The sequence below is a fragment of the Hydrogenophaga bisanensis genome (assembly GCF_042665135.1).
Lineage (GTDB): Bacteria > Pseudomonadota > Gammaproteobacteria > Burkholderiales > Burkholderiaceae_C > Hydrogenophaga > Hydrogenophaga bisanensis.
Genome location: NZ_JBHTBX010000008.1, coordinates 118,416 through 133,232, shown reverse-complemented (window position 1 = coordinate 133,232; position 14,817 = coordinate 118,416). Strand labels below are relative to the sequence as shown.

At 67.6% G+C, this 14,817-nt stretch carries 16 protein-coding genes; 10 read left to right on the top strand and 6 right to left on the bottom strand.

Going from position 1 to position 14,817, the window contains the following annotated elements; genetic code table 11:
• Positions 1 to 175: 175 nt before the first annotated feature.
• From ACFQNJ_RS13275 to ACFQNJ_RS13265, 3 genes are all read left to right on the top strand, one after another.
• Positions 176 to 604, top strand: coding sequence for an Hsp20/alpha crystallin family protein (locus ACFQNJ_RS13275; protein ID WP_374639687.1), 429 nt, complete (start codon positions 176 to 178; stop codon positions 602 to 604).
• Positions 605 to 756: 152 nt separating this feature from the next.
• Positions 757 to 1,821, top strand: coding sequence for a class II fructose-bisphosphate aldolase (gene fba / locus ACFQNJ_RS13270; protein ID WP_374639688.1), 1,065 nt, complete (start codon positions 757 to 759; stop codon positions 1,819 to 1,821).
• Positions 1,822 to 1,914: 93 nt separating this feature from the next.
• On the top strand, positions 1,915 to 2,823 hold the full coding sequence (locus ACFQNJ_RS13265) for a phosphoribosylaminoimidazolesuccinocarboxamide synthase (RefSeq protein ID WP_374639689.1): 909 nt from the start codon (positions 1,915 to 1,917) through the stop codon (positions 2,821 to 2,823).
• A gap of 9 nt (positions 2,824 to 2,832) precedes the next feature.
• Here the strand turns inward: ACFQNJ_RS13265 and ACFQNJ_RS13260 are convergent, their stop codons facing one another.
• Both ACFQNJ_RS13260 and ACFQNJ_RS13255 read right to left on the bottom strand, forming a co-directional pair.
• The gene (locus ACFQNJ_RS13260; RefSeq protein WP_382258220.1) at positions 2,833 to 3,219 is read right to left on the bottom strand and encodes a DUF4189 domain-containing protein; all 387 of its coding nucleotides are present in this window, start codon (positions 3,217 to 3,219) and stop codon (positions 2,833 to 2,835) included.
• Between the two features lie 50 nt (positions 3,220 to 3,269).
• On the bottom strand, positions 3,270 to 4,241 hold the full coding sequence (locus tag ACFQNJ_RS13255) for a LysR family transcriptional regulator (protein WP_382258217.1): 972 nt from the start codon (positions 4,239 to 4,241) through the stop codon (positions 3,270 to 3,272).
• Positions 4,242 to 4,354: 113 nt separating this feature from the next.
• Between ACFQNJ_RS13255 and ACFQNJ_RS13250 the strand changes: the two genes are divergently transcribed.
• Complete coding sequence (locus tag ACFQNJ_RS13250; RefSeq protein ID WP_382258214.1) at positions 4,355 to 5,863, top strand: CoA-acylating methylmalonate-semialdehyde dehydrogenase; 1,509 nt, start codon at positions 4,355 to 4,357, stop codon at positions 5,861 to 5,863.
• A gap of 78 nt (positions 5,864 to 5,941) precedes the next feature.
• Here the strand turns inward: ACFQNJ_RS13250 and trxA are convergent, their stop codons facing one another.
• A complete protein-coding gene (trxA, locus tag ACFQNJ_RS13245) occupies positions 5,942 to 6,907 on the bottom strand; it encodes a thioredoxin (RefSeq protein ID WP_382258211.1) in 966 nt (321 codons plus the stop codon).
• 143 nt (positions 6,908 to 7,050) lie between these two features.
• Here trxA and purE point away from each other — a divergent pair, with 143 nt between their 5' ends.
• From purE to ACFQNJ_RS13230, 3 genes are read left to right on the top strand one after another with little or no spacing between them, the layout of a single operon-like run.
• On the top strand, positions 7,051 to 7,539 hold the full coding sequence (purE, locus tag ACFQNJ_RS13240; RefSeq protein ID WP_374639694.1) for a 5-(carboxyamino)imidazole ribonucleotide mutase: 489 nt from the start codon (positions 7,051 to 7,053) through the stop codon (positions 7,537 to 7,539).
• A 5-nt stretch (positions 7,540 to 7,544) separates the two neighbouring features.
• On the top strand, positions 7,545 to 8,780 hold the full coding sequence (locus ACFQNJ_RS13235) for a 5-(carboxyamino)imidazole ribonucleotide synthase (protein WP_382258208.1): 1,236 nt from the start codon (positions 7,545 to 7,547) through the stop codon (positions 8,778 to 8,780).
• Positions 8,781 to 8,790: 10 nt separating this feature from the next.
• On the top strand, positions 8,791 to 9,795 hold the full coding sequence (locus ACFQNJ_RS13230; RefSeq protein WP_382258389.1) for an L-threonylcarbamoyladenylate synthase: 1,005 nt from the start codon (positions 8,791 to 8,793) through the stop codon (positions 9,793 to 9,795).
• Positions 9,796 to 9,804: 9 nt separating this feature from the next.
• On the opposite strand, the gene ACFQNJ_RS13225 is transcribed toward ACFQNJ_RS13230, so the two are convergent.
• Positions 9,805 to 10,065 (bottom strand): SemiSWEET transporter, encoded by a 261-nt coding sequence (locus tag ACFQNJ_RS13225; protein ID WP_374639696.1) that lies wholly within the window; start codon positions 10,063 to 10,065, stop codon positions 9,805 to 9,807.
• A gap of 67 nt (positions 10,066 to 10,132) precedes the next feature.
• Positions 10,133 to 11,620, bottom strand: a complete 1,488-nt coding sequence (gene dacB, locus ACFQNJ_RS13220; RefSeq protein ID WP_382258204.1) for a D-alanyl-D-alanine carboxypeptidase/D-alanyl-D-alanine endopeptidase — start codon at positions 11,618 to 11,620, stop codon at positions 10,133 to 10,135.
• A gap of 63 nt (positions 11,621 to 11,683) precedes the next feature.
• Between dacB and tsaB the strand changes: the two genes are divergently transcribed.
• From tsaB to ACFQNJ_RS13205, 3 genes are all read left to right on the top strand, one after another.
• Complete coding sequence (gene tsaB, locus ACFQNJ_RS13215) at positions 11,684 to 12,436, top strand: tRNA (adenosine(37)-N6)-threonylcarbamoyltransferase complex dimerization subunit type 1 TsaB (protein WP_382258201.1); 753 nt, start codon at positions 11,684 to 11,686, stop codon at positions 12,434 to 12,436.
• 95 nt (positions 12,437 to 12,531) lie between these two features.
• Positions 12,532 to 13,023 carry a ribosomal protein S18-alanine N-acetyltransferase gene (rimI, locus tag ACFQNJ_RS13210; RefSeq protein ID WP_382258386.1) on the top strand — a complete coding sequence of 164 codons (492 nt, stop codon included), beginning with the start codon at positions 12,532 to 12,534 and terminating at the stop codon, positions 13,021 to 13,023.
• Entirely contained in the window at positions 13,020 to 13,877 is an 858-nt protein-coding gene (locus ACFQNJ_RS13205) for a uracil-DNA glycosylase (RefSeq protein WP_382258198.1), read from the top strand. The genes rimI and ACFQNJ_RS13205 overlap by 4 nt, the downstream gene beginning before the upstream one ends.
• Here ACFQNJ_RS13205 and ACFQNJ_RS13200 read toward each other — a convergent pair.
• Entirely contained in the window at positions 13,871 to 14,764 is an 894-nt protein-coding gene (locus tag ACFQNJ_RS13200) for a DMT family transporter (protein ID WP_382258195.1), read from the bottom strand. The genes ACFQNJ_RS13205 and ACFQNJ_RS13200 overlap by 7 nt on opposite strands.
• Positions 14,765 to 14,817: the final 53 nt, after the last annotated feature.

Below are 14,817 nucleotides of genomic sequence, written 5' to 3'. Positions count from 1 at the left end.
AGTGTAGGACAAGGGGGCGGCGGACGGATTGAAGAATCTTTCAGCCCGGCATGAGGGCGATTGACCTGCGTCAAGCGCCGGGGCTTGAAATCCGGGGGCGGATCGCCATGTAATTTGCATGGGTGCAGGAGAGCTCTGGCCCGTATGTCCCACCTGAAGCACAGGAGAGTCTTCCATGAACAGTCTGATTGCCCGCTCCGGTTTGTTCGACGATTTCTTCAAGGACGTCGCCCCCGGCTTTTTTGTCAAACCCCTGCATGGTGATCCGCTGCCGTCTCCCGCGCAGATCCGGATCGATGTGAAAGAGGCGGCCGACGCCTACACGGTGCAGGCCGAGATTCCCGGCGTCACCAAGGAGGACATCCACGTGGTGATCGACGGCCCGGTGGTGACCCTGCGCGCCGAGGTCAAGCAACAGGACAGCCAGACCCAGGACGAAAAGGTGTTGCGCACCGAGCGGTACTACGGTTCGGTGGCCCGCAGTTTCCAGCTGGCGTCGGACATCGACAGCGACAAGGCCAAGGCCCGGTATGAGAACGGCGTGCTCACCCTGACCCTGCCCAAGAAGGCTTCCCTGGCAGGGCAGCGTCTGCAAATCGACTGATCGCCGGCTTCTCGTCTCCCGAAAACGGCCCTTCCGGGGCCGTTTCGCATGGGGTCGGGTGGATTCCCCCGGGGCGGTCCGGATCAGTTGGGTCTGGACGTTAAAATTGGCGGTTACATACCGGTTACCAACTTTGCCCCAGAGGAAAAACCATGGCTCTCGTTTCCATGCGCGAACTGCTCGACCACGCTGCCGCCAATGGCTACGGCATTCCGGCGTTCAACGTCAACAACCTTGAGCAGGTGCAGGCCGTGATGGCCGCGGCCGACGAAGTCGGCGCGCCCGTGATCCTGCAGGCCTCTGCCGGTGCCCGCAAGTACGCCGGCGAAAGCTTCATCAAGCACCTGATCCAGGCCGCCACCGAAGCCTACCCCCACATTCCCCTGGTCATGCATCAGGATCATGGCACCAGTCCGAAGGTCTGCCAGGGCGCGCTGGACCTGGGCTTCGGCTCGGTCATGATGGACGGTTCGCTGATGGAAGACGGCAAGACCCCGGCCAGTTTCGACTACAACGTCAACGTGACCCGCCAGGTGGTGGAGATGGCTCACAAGGTCGGCGCCACGGTCGAGGGCGAACTGGGCTGCCTGGGCAACCTGGAAACCGGCGAGGCCGGCGAGGAAGACGGCATCGGTGCCGAGGGCAAGCTGGACCACAGCCAGATGCTGACCGACCCGGAAGAGGCCGCTGTCTTCGTCAAGGCCACCCAGCTGGACGCCCTGGCGATTGCGATCGGCACCAGCCACGGCGCCTACAAGTTCAGTCGCAAGCCCACCGGCGACATCCTGGCCATCAGCCGTGTCAAGGAAATCCACGCCCGCATCCCCAACACCCACCTGGTGATGCACGGCAGCTCCAGCGTGCCGCAGGACCTGCTGGACATCATCAACCAGTATGGCGGCAAGATGAAGCAGACCTACGGCGTGCCGGTGGCCGAGATCCAGGAAGCCATCAAGTACGGCGTGCGCAAGATCAACATCGACACCGACATCCGCATGGCCATGACCGGCGCCGTGCGCAAGTTCATGACCGAGAACCCGGACAAGTTCGACATGCGCGAGTGGATGAAGCCGGCCCGGGAAGCCGCCAAGCAGGTCTGCAAGCAGCGTTATCTGGAGTTCGGCTGCGAGGGCCAGGGTGCCAAGATCAAGGGTGTTCCCCTGTCGGTCATGGCGCAGAAGTACGCGGCCGGCGAACTTGCCCAGCAGGTCAAGTGAGCCTGCGATAATCACGCGGAATGGTTCGGAGCCCGCTGACTGTTCGGTCGGCGGGCTTTTTTCTTGCGCATAGCCCTTTGCCGCCCACATCCCATGACTGATGCCCTGCACACCTCCGCCCTGAAGTCCCTGCCGTTGCTGGCGCGCGGCAAGGTGCGCGACAACTACGCCGTGGGCGATGACCGCATCCTGATGGTGGCATCGGACCGCATCAGCGCCTTCGACGTCATCATGGGCGAGCCCATTCCGGGCAAAGGGCGCCTGCTGACGCAGCTGTCCCTGTGGTGGTTCGAACAACTCGGCCCGCGGGGGCTGAACATCTGCCCCATCCACCTGACCGGCGAGGCGCCCGAGAGCGTGGTGTCGGCGGAGGAGGTGGGCCAGATTGAGGGCCGCTCCATGCTGGTGCAGCGCCTCAAGCCCATCCCGGTCGAGGCGGTGGTGCGTGGCTACCTGGCTGGCAGCGGCTGGAAGGAGTACCAGGAGAGCCGGTCGGTCTGCGGCGTGCCGCTGCCCGAGGGCCTGCAGAATGCGTCCAAGCTGCCCGAGCCCATCTATACACCGGCCGCCAAGGCCGCGGTGGGCGAGCACGACGAGAACATCACCTACGAGCGCACGGTCGAGATGGTGGGGGCCGACATCGCGGCGCAGATCCGCGACAAGGCGATTGCCCTGTACAAGGCCGCGGCCGAGATTGCGCTGAAGAAGGGCATCATCATCGCGGACACCAAGTTCGAGTTCGGCCTGGACAAGAACGGCGCCGTGGTGCTGATGGACGAGGTCCTGACCCCCGATTCCTCGCGCTACTGGCCGGCCGACCAGTACGCCGTGGGCAGCAATCCGCCGAGCTTCGACAAGCAGTTTCTGCGCGACTGGCTGGAAACCGCCAAGGTCAATGGCCAGCCCTGGGACAAGGCGCCCCCGGCGCCGCGTCTGCCCAGGGAGGTCATCGAGAAAACGGCCGCGAAGTACCAGGAAGCGCTGACGCGCCTGCTGGGCTGAGCGTCCGCTTCAGTTGCACTGGGGCGGCAGGCCCGGAACGTCCCGGCAGGAGACGCCGCCGTTGGTGGTGCAGGCGCTGTTGGCTGCGGTCTGCGCTTCCAGGGTGGACCGGCCTTCGGCGACGCCGATGATCAGGCGTCCGCTGGGCAGCGTGCCAGCCGAGAGCGCACCGCATTCACGGAACTGCAGCACCACCGTGCAATCGCCGGCATTGCAGCGGTCACGCGCCTCTTCGTTGGCTTCGGATTGGGTCCATCCCCCGGTGACGATGGCGGCACGGGTGGTGTTGTAACTGAAGGCAATGGCGCCGTAGGTGTCGTCGTCGCTGCCGCAGGCGGTCATGAAGGCGGCGGCCGCCAGCGCCGCTGCCAGGGCGGTGGTTCGCAAAGTCAGCATGGTTTTCCTCCTCTGTCGTGGCCGGCCATGATGGATCGGCCTTTGGCATTCTAGGTCGCCTGGGTGGGCTTTTCCCCGTCTTCTGTCGGTGAAAAACCGCCGGCAAAGGCCGACCTCAGGTAAGTGACCAGGGCCCTGACCGCCAGGGGGGTGTGGGCCGAGTAAGGGCGAATGGCGTAGATGTGGTCGGCAAAGGAGCCCACCGGCTTCCAGTCGGGCAACACCGTGACCAGGCGGCCGCTGTCCAGGGCCGCCTGGGCGCTGAAATCCGGCAGCAGGGCAATGCCCAGGCCACTGAGGGCGGCATCCCGCAGGGCTTCGCTGTTGTTCGCGGCCAGCGCGCCGTGGACCTGCAGGGTGATGCGCTCGGGGAGTGCTGCGTTCGTGGCCCGTTCAAGTGTCCATGCCGGGATGTCGTGGCCCCTGGGGTAATGCAGGCAGTTGTGATTCGCGAGGTCCGCCGGCGCCTTCGGTGTGCCGGTGCGGCGCAGGTAGGCCTTGCTGGCGACCAGCACCGACCGGGTGCTGCACAAGGTCGACGCCACATGGGTGTCGGGTGGGGTGGAGGTGTGACGCACCGCAAGGTCGAAACCTTCGGTGGCCAGGTTCACCAGGCGGTCGGACATGTCCAGCTCAAGGCGAACCTCCGGATGACGGCGCAGGAACCCGGCCAGATGGGGCACCAGCTGTTGGCGGGCCAGGGCCACGGGGGCGGTGATCCGCAGCAAGCCTTGCGGGCTGCCCGCCAGGTCCCGCACCTGCGCGAAGCTCTGCTCGATCTGTTCAAAGGACGCGCGTGTCTGGTCCACCAGCCGTTGACCGGCCTCGGTCAGGCGCACGCTTCGGGTGGTGCGCTGGACCAGGGCAATACCCGCCATCCGCTCCAGATCGGCGATGCGCTGGCTCATGGCGGCTTTGCTGACCCCCAGCCGGGTGGCAGCGGCCGTGTAGCTGCCCTGCTGGGCCAGGACGGTGAGCCAGTGGACATGGCCCCAGAGTTCGGCGTGGTTCGGATCTTTCATGGCGCGATTGTTCACCAGATTGAACAATCAGTTCGCGGAATCGGTCTTGTGGCGAGCAAGGTGCATTCCTACACTGAAACCATCACCCTCAGGTTTCTGACAAAGGCTTTTCCATGATCACCGACATTCCGCATTTCATCGGCGGCGCGCGCAGCGCCGGCGGCTCCTCCCGGCATCAGTCCGTCACCAACCCGGCCACCGGTGCGGTCACGGGCCGGGTATTGCTGGCCAACGCGGCGGATGTGGATACCGCCGTGGCCGCCGCCCAGGCCGCGTTCCCGGCCTGGGCCGACACGCCACCCATCCGCCGCGCACGCGTCATGTTCAAGTTCCTGGAGCTGGTCAACCAGCACAAGGACGACCTGGCCCGCGCCATCACGGTCGAGCACGGCAAGGTGTTCACCGACGCGCAGGGCGAAGTGGCCCGCGGCATCGACATCATCGAATTTGCCTGCGGTATCCCCCAACTGCTCAAGGGGGACTTCACCGACCAGGTCTCCACCGGCATGGACAACTGGACGATCCGCCAGCCGCTGGGCGTGGTGGCCGGCATCACGCCGTTCAACTTCCCGGTCATGGTGCCCATGTGGATGTTCCCGCTGGCCATCGCCGCGGGCAACACCTTCGTGCTCAAGCCCAGCCCCATCGACCCCACGCCCAGCCTGCTGATCGCCGACCTGCTCAAGCAGGCCGGCCTGCCCGATGGTGTGTTCAACGTGGTGCAGGGCGACAAGGAAGCCGTGGACGCGCTGCTGGTGCACCCGGATGTGAAGGCCATCAGCTTCGTCGGCTCCACCCCGATCGCGAACTACATCTACGAAACCGGTGCCCACCACGGCAAGCGCGTGCAGGCCCTGGGCGGCGCCAAGAACCACATGGTGGTGATGCCCGACGCCGATCTGGACCAGGCCGTCGACGCCCTGATCGGTTCGGCCTATGGTTCGGCTGGCGAGCGCTGCATGGCCATCTCGGTGGCGGTGCTGGTGGGCGATGTGGGCGACCGCATCATGCCCAAGCTGATCGAGCGCACGCGGCAGCTCAAGGTGCTGGATGGCATGAACCTGGCCGCCGAGATGGGGCCGATCGTGACCGAGGCGGCGCGCCAGCGCATCACGGGTTACATCGAGGCGGGCGAGAAAGAGGGCGCGAAACTGCTGGTGGACGGACGCGGCTTTGACGGCAAGGTGGCCGGTGATGGCTGTGGCCAGGGTTTCTGGCTGGGCGGCACGCTGTTCGACCACGTGACGCCCGACATGAAGATCTACAAAGAAGAGATCTTCGGCCCGGTCCTGTCCTGTGTGCGCGTGCCGGATTTCGCCACCGCCGTGCAGCTGATCAACGATCACGAGTTCGGCAACGGCACCAGCTGCTTCACCCGCGACGGCAACGTGGCGCGCGAGTTCGCCCGCCGCATCCAGGTGGGCATGGTCGGCATCAACGTGCCGATTCCCGTGCCCATGGCCTGGCAGGGATTCGGCGGCTGGAAGAAAAGCCTGTTCGGCGACATGCACGCCTACGGCGAAGAGGGCGTGCGTTTCTACACGAAGCAGAAGTCCATCATGCAGCGCTGGCCCGAGAGCATCGGTAACGGCGCCGAGTTCGTGATGCCTACCGCAAAGTAAGCACGCTGCTTCTTTGCCAGGCCGCACGTGATGCCCCCTTGAGGGGGTGACGCGCCGCAGGCGCGGCGCAGGGGGGGCCTAGTTCAACGCCATGCTCAGCTTGCGGCGGTACTGCGAAACCAGCTGCGCCTGCGGGTCTTCCTGCACGGCGGCCTTGCCGGCCAGCTCGATGCCGCCGGCGCTCTTGCCGGCCGCGGCGGGGTCGGCCTTGGGCCTGGGCGGGGTCATCAGTTCGAGCAGGCCCACATAGGTCTTGCGCGGGGCCTCGTCGTCCCACTTCTTGTCGCGCATGATGATCTCCAGCAGCTCATCCAGCGCGTCGGGCCATTCACCCATCGCGATCAGGACCCGGCTCTTGGCAAAACGGGTCTCGAAATCGCGCTTGTTCTGGCCGATGAGCTCGTCAAACTTCTCCAGCGGCCACTGGCCGCGCGGGTCGGTGGCCACAAACTCCAGCGCGTTGAGCCACTGGGCCAGCGCCTCGAAGCGCAGCTGCACCGGGATCTGGGCCAGGGCGGGGGCGAGGGCACCGGCCGCTTCCGGGAAGCGTCCGTGGCTGATGTACTGCTTGACCAGTTCGAAGCGCAGGTCGTGGTTGTCCGGCGCCTGGGCCACCGCCTGGGCCAGCTTCTCCAGCGCATCGCCGGCGTCCGCGCTGTCGGGCTGGGCCAGCATCTGCTGGGCTTCCTGGGCTTGCGCATGGGCCGCCAGTTCTTCCTCGCTGGGCAGGTGCTTGTCCAGGAAAGCCTTGATCTGCCCCTCGGGCAACGCCCCCATGAAGCCGTCCACCGGCTGGCCGCCCATGAGCAGGACACAGGTGGGAATGCTGCGGATGCCGAACATCGAGGCCAGCTGCTGCTCCTGGTCGGAATCGATCTTGACCAGCTTGAAACGGCCGCCGTACTCGGCTTCGACCTTCTCCAGAATGGGGCCGATCACCTTGCACGGGCCGCACCAGGGGGCCCAGAAATCGACCAGCACGGGGGTGTGCATGGACGCCTGCAGGACTTCGGCTTCAAAGGTTTCGATGGTGACGTTGATCATGGTGCTGACCTGGGTGTGCGGGTGCCGGCGACAGCGGGGTCGGGGCATCAATCGTAAAATCGACACTTTACCGGAGAGCGGCGCATGCCGTCGCGTTCTCCGACCCGCCGGTGCCGTCCGGCGTCCACGAGAGCCCTTCCCTCATGAGCACCATCCAGGTTGGCGTGGTCATGGGTTCCAGCAGCGACTGGGACACCATGCAGCATGCCGTGCAGATCCTCAAGGACTTTGGCATCGCCCACGAGGCGCGCGTGGTCTCGGCACACCGCATGCCCGACGACATGTTCGCCTATGCCGAGGCCGCTGTCGGCCGGGGCCTGAAGGCCATCATTGCCGGTGCCGGTGGCGCGGCCCACCTGCCGGGCATGATCGCGGCCAAGACGGTGGTGCCGGTGCTGGGGGTACCGGTGCAGTCAAAGGCCCTGTCGGGTGTGGACTCGCTGCATTCCATCGTGCAGATGCCCAAGGGCGTGCCGGTGGCCACCTTTGCCATTGGCGCGGCCGGGGCCGCCAACGCGGCGCTGTTTGCCGTGGCGCTGCTGGCCAACGAGAACCCGGCCCTGCGAAAGCAGCTGGAAGATTTCCGCGCCGCGCAGACCGAAGCCGCGCGCGCCATGACCCTGCCTGTCTGAATCCCATGAGCCTCAAACCCCTCCTGCCCGGTGCCCTGTCCGACCGTGGCCAGCAGATGACCCTGGGCGTAATGGGCGGTGGCCAGCTCGGCCGCATGTTCGTGCAGGCCGCACAGGCCATGGGTTACTTCACCGCGGTGCTCGACCCCGATCCGGCCAGCCCGGCCGGCCTGGTGGCGCACTGGCACATCGAGACCGCCTACGACGACGAACAGGGCCTGGCCCAGCTGATGCAGCGCTGCGACGCCATCACCACCGAGTTCGAGAACGTGCCTGCCCCCGCGCTGATCACCTTGGGGGCGCACCGTCCGGTGGCCCCGTCGGCCAGTTGCGTGGCCGTGGCGCAGGATCGCATCCAGGAGAAGGCCCACTTCGTGCAGTGCGGCCCTGTCAGCGGCGTCTACCCCGCGCCCTATGCCGCGATCGAGACCGACGCCTTGCTGGCCGCGGTGCCGGCCGATCTGCTGCCCGGCATCCTGAAGACCGCGCGCCTGGGCTACGACGGCAAGGGCCAGATCCGTGTCAAGGACCGGGCCGAGCTGGCCGCTGCGTGGGAACAGCTGGGCAAGGTGCCCTGCGTGCTGGAAAAGCTGATGCCGCTGCAAAGCGAGTGCTCGGTCATCGTGGCGCGCGGCGCCGACGGCCAGGTGGTGGCTTTTCCTGTGCAGAAGAACACGCACCACGACGGCATCCTGGCCATCACCGAGGTGTACGAGGGTGCGGTTCCGGCCGATCTGGCGGCGCGCGCGCAGGCTTCCACCGTGGCCATCGCGAACCACCTGAACTACGTCGGCGTGCTCTGCGTCGAGTACTTCGTGGTCGACAACGGCCAGGGCGGTTCCGACCTGATCGTCAACGAGATGGCGCCGCGCCCGCACAACAGCGGCCACTACACACAGAACGCCTGCGACATGTCCCAGTTCGAGGCGCAGGTGCGGGCTCTGGCGGGCCTGCCGCTGCCCACCCCGCGTCAGCACAGCCCGGCCATCATGGTCAACCTGCTGGGCGACCTCTGGTTCAACGCCAATGGCGTGCGCGCCCAGGCCTCCGAGCAGCCGGTCCCGCCCCCCTGGGCGCAGGTGCTGGCGCTGCCGGGGACGCACCTGCACCTGTACGGCAAGCTCAGCGCCCGCAAGGGCCGCAAGATGGGGCACCTGAACATCACCGGCGACTCGGTGGCGCAGGTGCGCGAGACGGCGACCAGGGTCCTCGCGCTGCTCGGGCTTCCGGCACTGGATTGACGCCGTGCCCCTGACCCTGAACGCCAGTGATCTTGGCGCCATCGAGGCCGCCGCCCGGTGCCTCGCGGAAGGCGGCCTGGTGGGCATGCCGACCGAAACCGTTTATGGCCTGGCGGCCGATGCCGGCAACGCCAGTGCGGTGCGCAGCATCTTCGAGGCCAAGGGCCGGCCCAGCGACCACCCGCTGATCGTGCACATCCCGCCCGCCGAGGGCGGCGACTGGCGGGCCGCCGTGGCGCCTCTGGCCCGCGAGGTGCCCGACTTCGCCGTGGCCCTCATGCAGGCCTTCTGGCCAGGCCCGCTGACCCTCATCCTCCCGCGTCGGCCGGAAGTGGCGGCCGTCGCTGCTGGCGGCCAGGACTCGGTGGGCGTTCGCTGTCCCGCGCACCCGGTGTCGCAGGCGCTGCTCGTGGCGGCCCGCGCGCTTGGCGTACCGGGAGTTGCGGCGCCCAGTGCCAACCGTTTCGGCCGCGTCAGCCCGACCACAGCGGCGCATGTGGCCGAAGAATTTGCGGATCTGGGTGACGAGCAGTTGCTGATTCTCGATGGCGGGCCATGCCCGGTGGGCATCGAATCGACCATCGTCGACTGCTCGCGGGGTATGCCGGTGCTGATGCGTCCGGGCATGATCACGCCAGCGCAGATCGAAGCCGTATGCGGCCAGCCGCTGCGTGCGCGTGACGAAGCGGCACCCCGGGCCTCGGGCACGCTGGAGTCGCACTATGCGCCGAGGGCAAAGGTGCGACTGATGGACGGCAAGCAGTTGCAGTCGGCGCTGGATGTGCTGGGGGCGGATGCGAAACACATTGCGGTATATGCGCGGACCACGCTGCGTGCAGCCCGAACGGTGGTGCAGCGGCGCATGCCGGCCGATGCGGCCACCTGCGCCCAGGAACTGTTCGCCGTGCTGCGCGAACTGGACGCCACCGGCGTCAAATTGATCTGGGTGGAAAACCCACCCGAAGGTGCCGACTGGGACGGCGTGCGCGACCGCCTGCAGCGCGCGGCGGCCTGAACAGCGACTTCAGCGCCGACCGTAGCGCAGCTTCATGATCAGGATGGCGCTGGCCAGCAGCAGGGTGATCGCATTGGCGGCGACCACTGGCCACGCCTGGATCATCAGGCCGTAGGCCAGCCACATGGCGATGCCCAGCGTGAAAGTGCTGTACATGCCCAGCGAGATGCCGCTCACGTCCCTCGTGCGGAAGGTGTGCAGCGCCTGGGGCAGGAAGCTGAAGGTGGTCAGGCTGGCGGCGATGTAGCCGATGAAGTCTTGCAGGGCCATGGCCCGATGATAGGGGCCGCCGTTCACCCCGGTTACGGTCGGGTTACGGGTAGGGTGACCCTTCCGGTCAGGGCCGGAGCGCTGCTGTCCACTCCACCAGGGCGTCCAGCGCAGGGCGTGCCGCACCCGCATTGGGGTGATTCACGAATCCGATGACGATGTAGCGTTGCCCGTCCAGGGCATTCACGTAGCCGGCAATGCCAGTGACGTCGCGCAAGGTGCCGGTCTTGAGCCAAGCGTTGCCCCTGGCCGCGCTGTCGGGCCGCTGTCCGATGCGGGCGGCGGTCCCGGTGATCCCCGCCACCGACAGGGACTGAACGAACTGCTCGCCTTTGGGGTGCGCGGCGGCGTGCCGCAGCAGGTTGGCCAGCGCCTCGGGTGTCAGGCGTTCGGTGCGCGACAGGCCCGATCCGTTGTCCACCACCGGGGGGGCCACCTTCACGCCGAAGGTGCGGACCCACCACTGGCGCATTACCTCACGTGACCGCTCGAAGCGACCGGTGCGCGCCGGAGCGGCCGCCGGTCCGGGACGACCCTGGGTCACCGCATCCATCGCCAGCGGGGGCAGGCGACCCAGCGTCAGGAAGACCTGTTGCGCCATGACATTGTTGCTCCACTGGTTGACGTCCGTGATGATGTCCAGCAGTGGCAGTGACCGGGCCTCGTGCAGCAGTTGGACGCCCGGCGGGGTCAGGCCCGCGCGAACCTGCCCGGTGAGGATGCCACCACTGGCCCGCCACACGCCTTCGAAGGCCCTCGCCGCGTAGCTTCCGGGGTCCTGGTAGGCGACTGGCCAGGTGCGTTCGCCGCAGGCCGCCGGGTAGCGACCTTCGAAGCGGATACGGTCTGCCTGATCGAAGCGCGCGCGCAGCGCACCCCGCCAGTCGCCGCAGGCACCTCGCGCCAGCGGCACCGTGGTGTCGATGGTCAGCCCCTGCAGGGGCGGTTCGCTGCTGACCCTGGCCTGGCCGTCGTCCGGGGTGAAGCGAAGGATCACCGACTTGAAGTTCACCAGCAGGGCATCGGGCGCGGCGTTGTAGGGGCGCAGCGCCTCACCGTCGAATTCACCCGGGTCCCGGGGAGGCAATTCGAAGGCGCTGTGATCCAGCACCATGTCGCCCACGATCACCTGCACGCCACGCGCCTGCAGCGCGGCGAACGCTTCCTGCAGCCGTTCGATGACCAGCTTGGGGTCGCCGTCGCCGCGCACATAAAGGTTGCCCCGCAGTGCGCCCTGATGGACCCGGCCATCGGTGTAGAAGCGGGTGGTCCAGGTGAAATCCGGCCCCAGCAGATCGATGGCGGCGTAGGTGGTCACCAGTTTCATCACCGATGCAGGATTGACCTCGGTCTCCGCGCGATGACGAATGCGATCAGCTGCGCGTGGGTCGACAGGCACCACCAGGGCCGACAGGGCGTTGTCCGGAATCTGGGCACGCTGGAGGGCCTGTGCCACCGGCGCGGGCAGGGCCGCCGGGCGCTCCGGACTCTGGGCGCAGGCCGGTAGCCCCGTCAGCAGGGTCAGAGCCAGAGCGGCACCCACGTGCCTGCGCATGAGAAACATCAGCCTAGAGACCATGGCCCTGATTATCGGTGGGGCTGGCCGATAATCGGGTGCATGACAATGCCCCACCGCTTCCTGTGCATCGATGCCAGCACCGACACCCTGTCGGTGGCGGTGGGTACCGGTCGTCCCGGTGACCCGGTGCACGGGCACAGCGGACCCGGCGCGGCGCAGTCGTCGGCCACCCTGCTGCCGGTGATCAAGACCCTGCTGGCCCAGGCCGGCTGGCGGCTGGATGACCTGGACGCCATCGTGTTCGGTCGCGGGCCGGGTTCCTTCACGGGGCTGCGAACCGCTTGCGCCGTGGCGCAGGGGCTGGCCTATGGCGTGCGCAGCGCGCGCCATCCCCGGGGTCTGCCTTTGTTGCCTCTGGACACCCTGGCCGCGGTGGCAGAAGAGGCGCGCGGGCTGCGGCGTCAGGCCGGCCTGCCCGTGCCGGAAGTGGTGGTGGCCATGCTGGACGCGCGCATGGACGAGATCTATCTGGCCATCGAGGCGCGGGGTCTGCCTGAGCTGGCCAAGCCTCGACTGTGTGCTCCGGATGCCCTCGCGGCGCACCTCGCAGCAGCCCTGCCCGACGCCCATCGGCCGGTGCTGCTCGCGGGCAATGTGTTCGGCCCCTATGCCGAGCCGCTGGCCCAGCTCGCTGGTGAGCGGCAAGCTGCGCTGCCGACCGCGTCGGCCCTGCTGCGGCTGGCCCCTGGAGCCTGGCAGGCAGGCTGCGCCGTGGATGCCCGGGAAGCCTTGCCCCTGTATGTGCGAGACAAGGTGGCCCTGACCACCGCCGAACGCGAGGGGCAGCGGTGACGGCAGCCACGGTATCTTCTGCCCTGGCGGGCGCCGGTGTGCCCTGGCCGCAGGATCTGGGGGCCCATGCCTCCCGCCGGGTCACGTTCCAGCCCATGAGCGACGGCGACCTGGAAGCGGTTCACGAACTGGAGAAGCAGGCCTATCCGATGCCCTGGTCCCGGCGGCATTTCGCCGACTCCATCGCGGCGGGCTATCAGGCGGTCATGCTGCAGGGGGAGCTCATGCCTGGCGAAACCCCCACGCCCGGGCTGGTGCCACCGCGTGTCCTGCTGGGCTATCTGGTGGCGATGTCGGGCTACGAAGAGGTGCATCTGCTGAACATCACGGTGGCGCCAGCGCACCAGCACCAGGGCTGGGGCCGCTTCCTGCTGGATGCGCTCGCGCTCTGGTCGAGCGGGCAGGGTGCCCACTCGCTGTGGCTGGAGGTGCGACAGGGCAACGCGCCTGCGCGCCGGCTGTATGAGCGCTACGGCTTTGCCACTGCCGGGGTGCGAAGGGCCTATTACCCGGCGGCCCACGGGCAGCGCGAGGATGCCGTGGTGATGTGCTTGAACCTGAAGGCCTCCGAGGAGTCTGCGGCATGAGCGTGGTCGACGAGCCCTCCTGGGTCAGTGGGCTGGATGCCCGCCAGCGCGCCATGCTGGCCGAGATGGGGGTGAAGGTCTGGGCACCCAAGTCGGCGCCCGCCCCTGCCGCGCAGGCATCCACCGATGACACGCCCACCCGTGCTGATGAGGGAGCCCCAGCGCGCGCGCCAGCAACGCCGGTGGCAGTGCCGCGCCCCGTGACATCTCCTGCCGAGGCCGTGCCGGCGCCGCTTCCCGCGCCTGCCGACCCGGTGTTGCCCGATGACCGCGCGGCCCGCATCGCCGCGCTGGATTGGCCATCACTGCAGGAGACGGTGGCGGCCTGCGAGGCGTGCGGCCTGTGCCGCAGCCGGCGACACACCGTTTTCGGTGTCGGTGATTCTCAGGCTGACTGGATGGTGATCGGTGAAGCGCCGGGCGAGCAGGAAGATCTCAAGGGCGAGCCTTTTGTCGGGCCAGCGGGCCAGTTGCTCGACCGGATGCTGCACGCGGTCGGACGCAGCCGCACCGAAGGCGGCGAGCGGGGTGTCTACATCGCCAACGTCCTCAAGTGCCGCCCTCCGGCCAACCGCAACCCGCAGCCCGAGGAGGTGGTGCGCTGCGAGCCCTACCTGCGTCGGCAGGTGGCCCTGGTCCAGCCGAAGATCATCCTGGCCATGGGCCGTTTCGCGGTGCAGTCCCTGCTGCGCACCGACGAGCCGATCGGGCGTCTGCGCGGCCGGGTGCATCGCTATGAGGGTGTGCCGGTGATCGTCACCTACCACCCGGCCTACCTGCTGCGCAACCCGGCCGACAAGGCCAAGTCCTGGGCCGACCTGTGTCTGGCCATGGACACGGTGGACACTCAGTGAATCGCTGCCGCCTTGCGCGCCGGCCATAACACCAGCGAAATGGCGGCCATCACCAGCAGCACGGCGGTCCAGTCCTGCCAGTGCAGCACCTCACCCAGCCACCAGGCACCGCTGAAGACACCCAGCACCGGGATCATCATCACCGATAGGGTGGAGGCGATCGGCGGCAGCTCTCGCGCCATCATCAGCCACACCACCTGGGCAAAGGCAAACACGCCGACCGCGTTGTAGACGATGGCGCCCCAGACCGGGGCGGGCGGCACGGCCCAGGCGTCGCGCTCGAACAGCACGGACAGCAGGCTCATCCACACCGTGGTCAGCAGGGTCATCCAGAACGAGATGGCCAGCGTCGGTGCCGGTATCTGCGTGCGGCGCATCTGCTGGGTGCCCAGTGCCCAGGTCGCGGCGGCCACCAGCATCATCGCCACACCCATCGGTTTGCCGGACAGCGCGGTGATTTCGTGCCACAGCAGCAGGACCACGCCGGCGGCGGCGGCGGCCACGCCGGTCCATGCCCGGGCGGCCAGCCGCTGGTTGAACCAGATCGAGCCGATCACCGCCGAAAACACCGGCATGGTGTAGCCCAGGATCGCCGCCCGTCCACTGGACAGCGACTGGATCGCCAGAATGGCCAGGGTGTGCCAGAAAAACATGTTGAACACCGTGAGCACGCCCAGCTCGCGCCAGTGTTCGCGCCCGATGCGCAGCGGCACGCGCCGCCAGGCCAGGAACAGCCACAGCAGCGGCAGGCCCAGCCACATGCAGATGGTGCGGAAGGTCAGCGGCGGGTAGCCGGTGACGCCGAATTTCATGATCGGCCAGTTCAGCCCCCACACCACGGTGAGGAGCACCAGCAGGACCAGCTGTTGACGCGAAAGGGCATGCATGCACGCATCTTAGGGGCAGGGCGCACCGCCCTGTGGCAAGGCGACCACTAAAA

What these genes read in the sequence shown, in the direction of transcription:
- ACFQNJ_RS13265 (WP_374639689.1), top strand. Translation starts at nt 1,915, where the DNA reads ATGACTGATGCCCTGCACACCTCCGCCCTGAAGTCCCTGCCGTTGCTG.
- dacB (WP_382258204.1), bottom strand. Translation starts at nt 11,620, where the DNA reads ATGCGCAGGCACGTGGGTGCCGCTCTGGCTCTGACCCTGCTGACGGGG.
- ACFQNJ_RS13205 (WP_382258198.1), top strand. Translation starts at nt 13,020, where the DNA reads ATGAGCGTGGTCGACGAGCCCTCCTGGGTCAGTGGGCTGGATGCCCGC.
- ACFQNJ_RS13275 (WP_374639687.1), top strand. Translation starts at nt 176, where the DNA reads ATGAACAGTCTGATTGCCCGCTCCGGTTTGTTCGACGATTTCTTCAAG.
- ACFQNJ_RS13235 (WP_382258208.1), top strand. Translation starts at nt 7,545, where the DNA reads ATGAGCCTCAAACCCCTCCTGCCCGGTGCCCTGTCCGACCGTGGCCAG.
- purE (WP_374639694.1), top strand. Translation starts at nt 7,051, where the DNA reads ATGAGCACCATCCAGGTTGGCGTGGTCATGGGTTCCAGCAGCGACTGG.
- ACFQNJ_RS13225 (WP_374639696.1), bottom strand. Translation starts at nt 10,065, where the DNA reads ATGGCCCTGCAAGACTTCATCGGCTACATCGCCGCCAGCCTGACCACC.
- fba (WP_374639688.1), top strand. Translation starts at nt 757, where the DNA reads ATGGCTCTCGTTTCCATGCGCGAACTGCTCGACCACGCTGCCGCCAAT.
- ACFQNJ_RS13200 (WP_382258195.1), bottom strand. Translation starts at nt 14,764, where the DNA reads ATGCATGCCCTTTCGCGTCAACAGCTGGTCCTGCTGGTGCTCCTCACC.
- ACFQNJ_RS13260 (WP_382258220.1), bottom strand. Translation starts at nt 3,219, where the DNA reads ATGCTGACTTTGCGAACCACCGCCCTGGCAGCGGCGCTGGCGGCCGCC.
- rimI (WP_382258386.1), top strand. Translation starts at nt 12,532, where the DNA reads ATGAGCGACGGCGACCTGGAAGCGGTTCACGAACTGGAGAAGCAGGCC.
- tsaB (WP_382258201.1), top strand. Translation starts at nt 11,684, where the DNA reads ATGACAATGCCCCACCGCTTCCTGTGCATCGATGCCAGCACCGACACC.
- ACFQNJ_RS13250 (WP_382258214.1), top strand. Translation starts at nt 4,355, where the DNA reads ATGATCACCGACATTCCGCATTTCATCGGCGGCGCGCGCAGCGCCGGC.
- trxA (WP_382258211.1), bottom strand. Translation starts at nt 6,907, where the DNA reads ATGATCAACGTCACCATCGAAACCTTTGAAGCCGAAGTCCTGCAGGCG.
- ACFQNJ_RS13255 (WP_382258217.1), bottom strand. Translation starts at nt 4,241, where the DNA reads ATGAAAGATCCGAACCACGCCGAACTCTGGGGCCATGTCCACTGGCTC.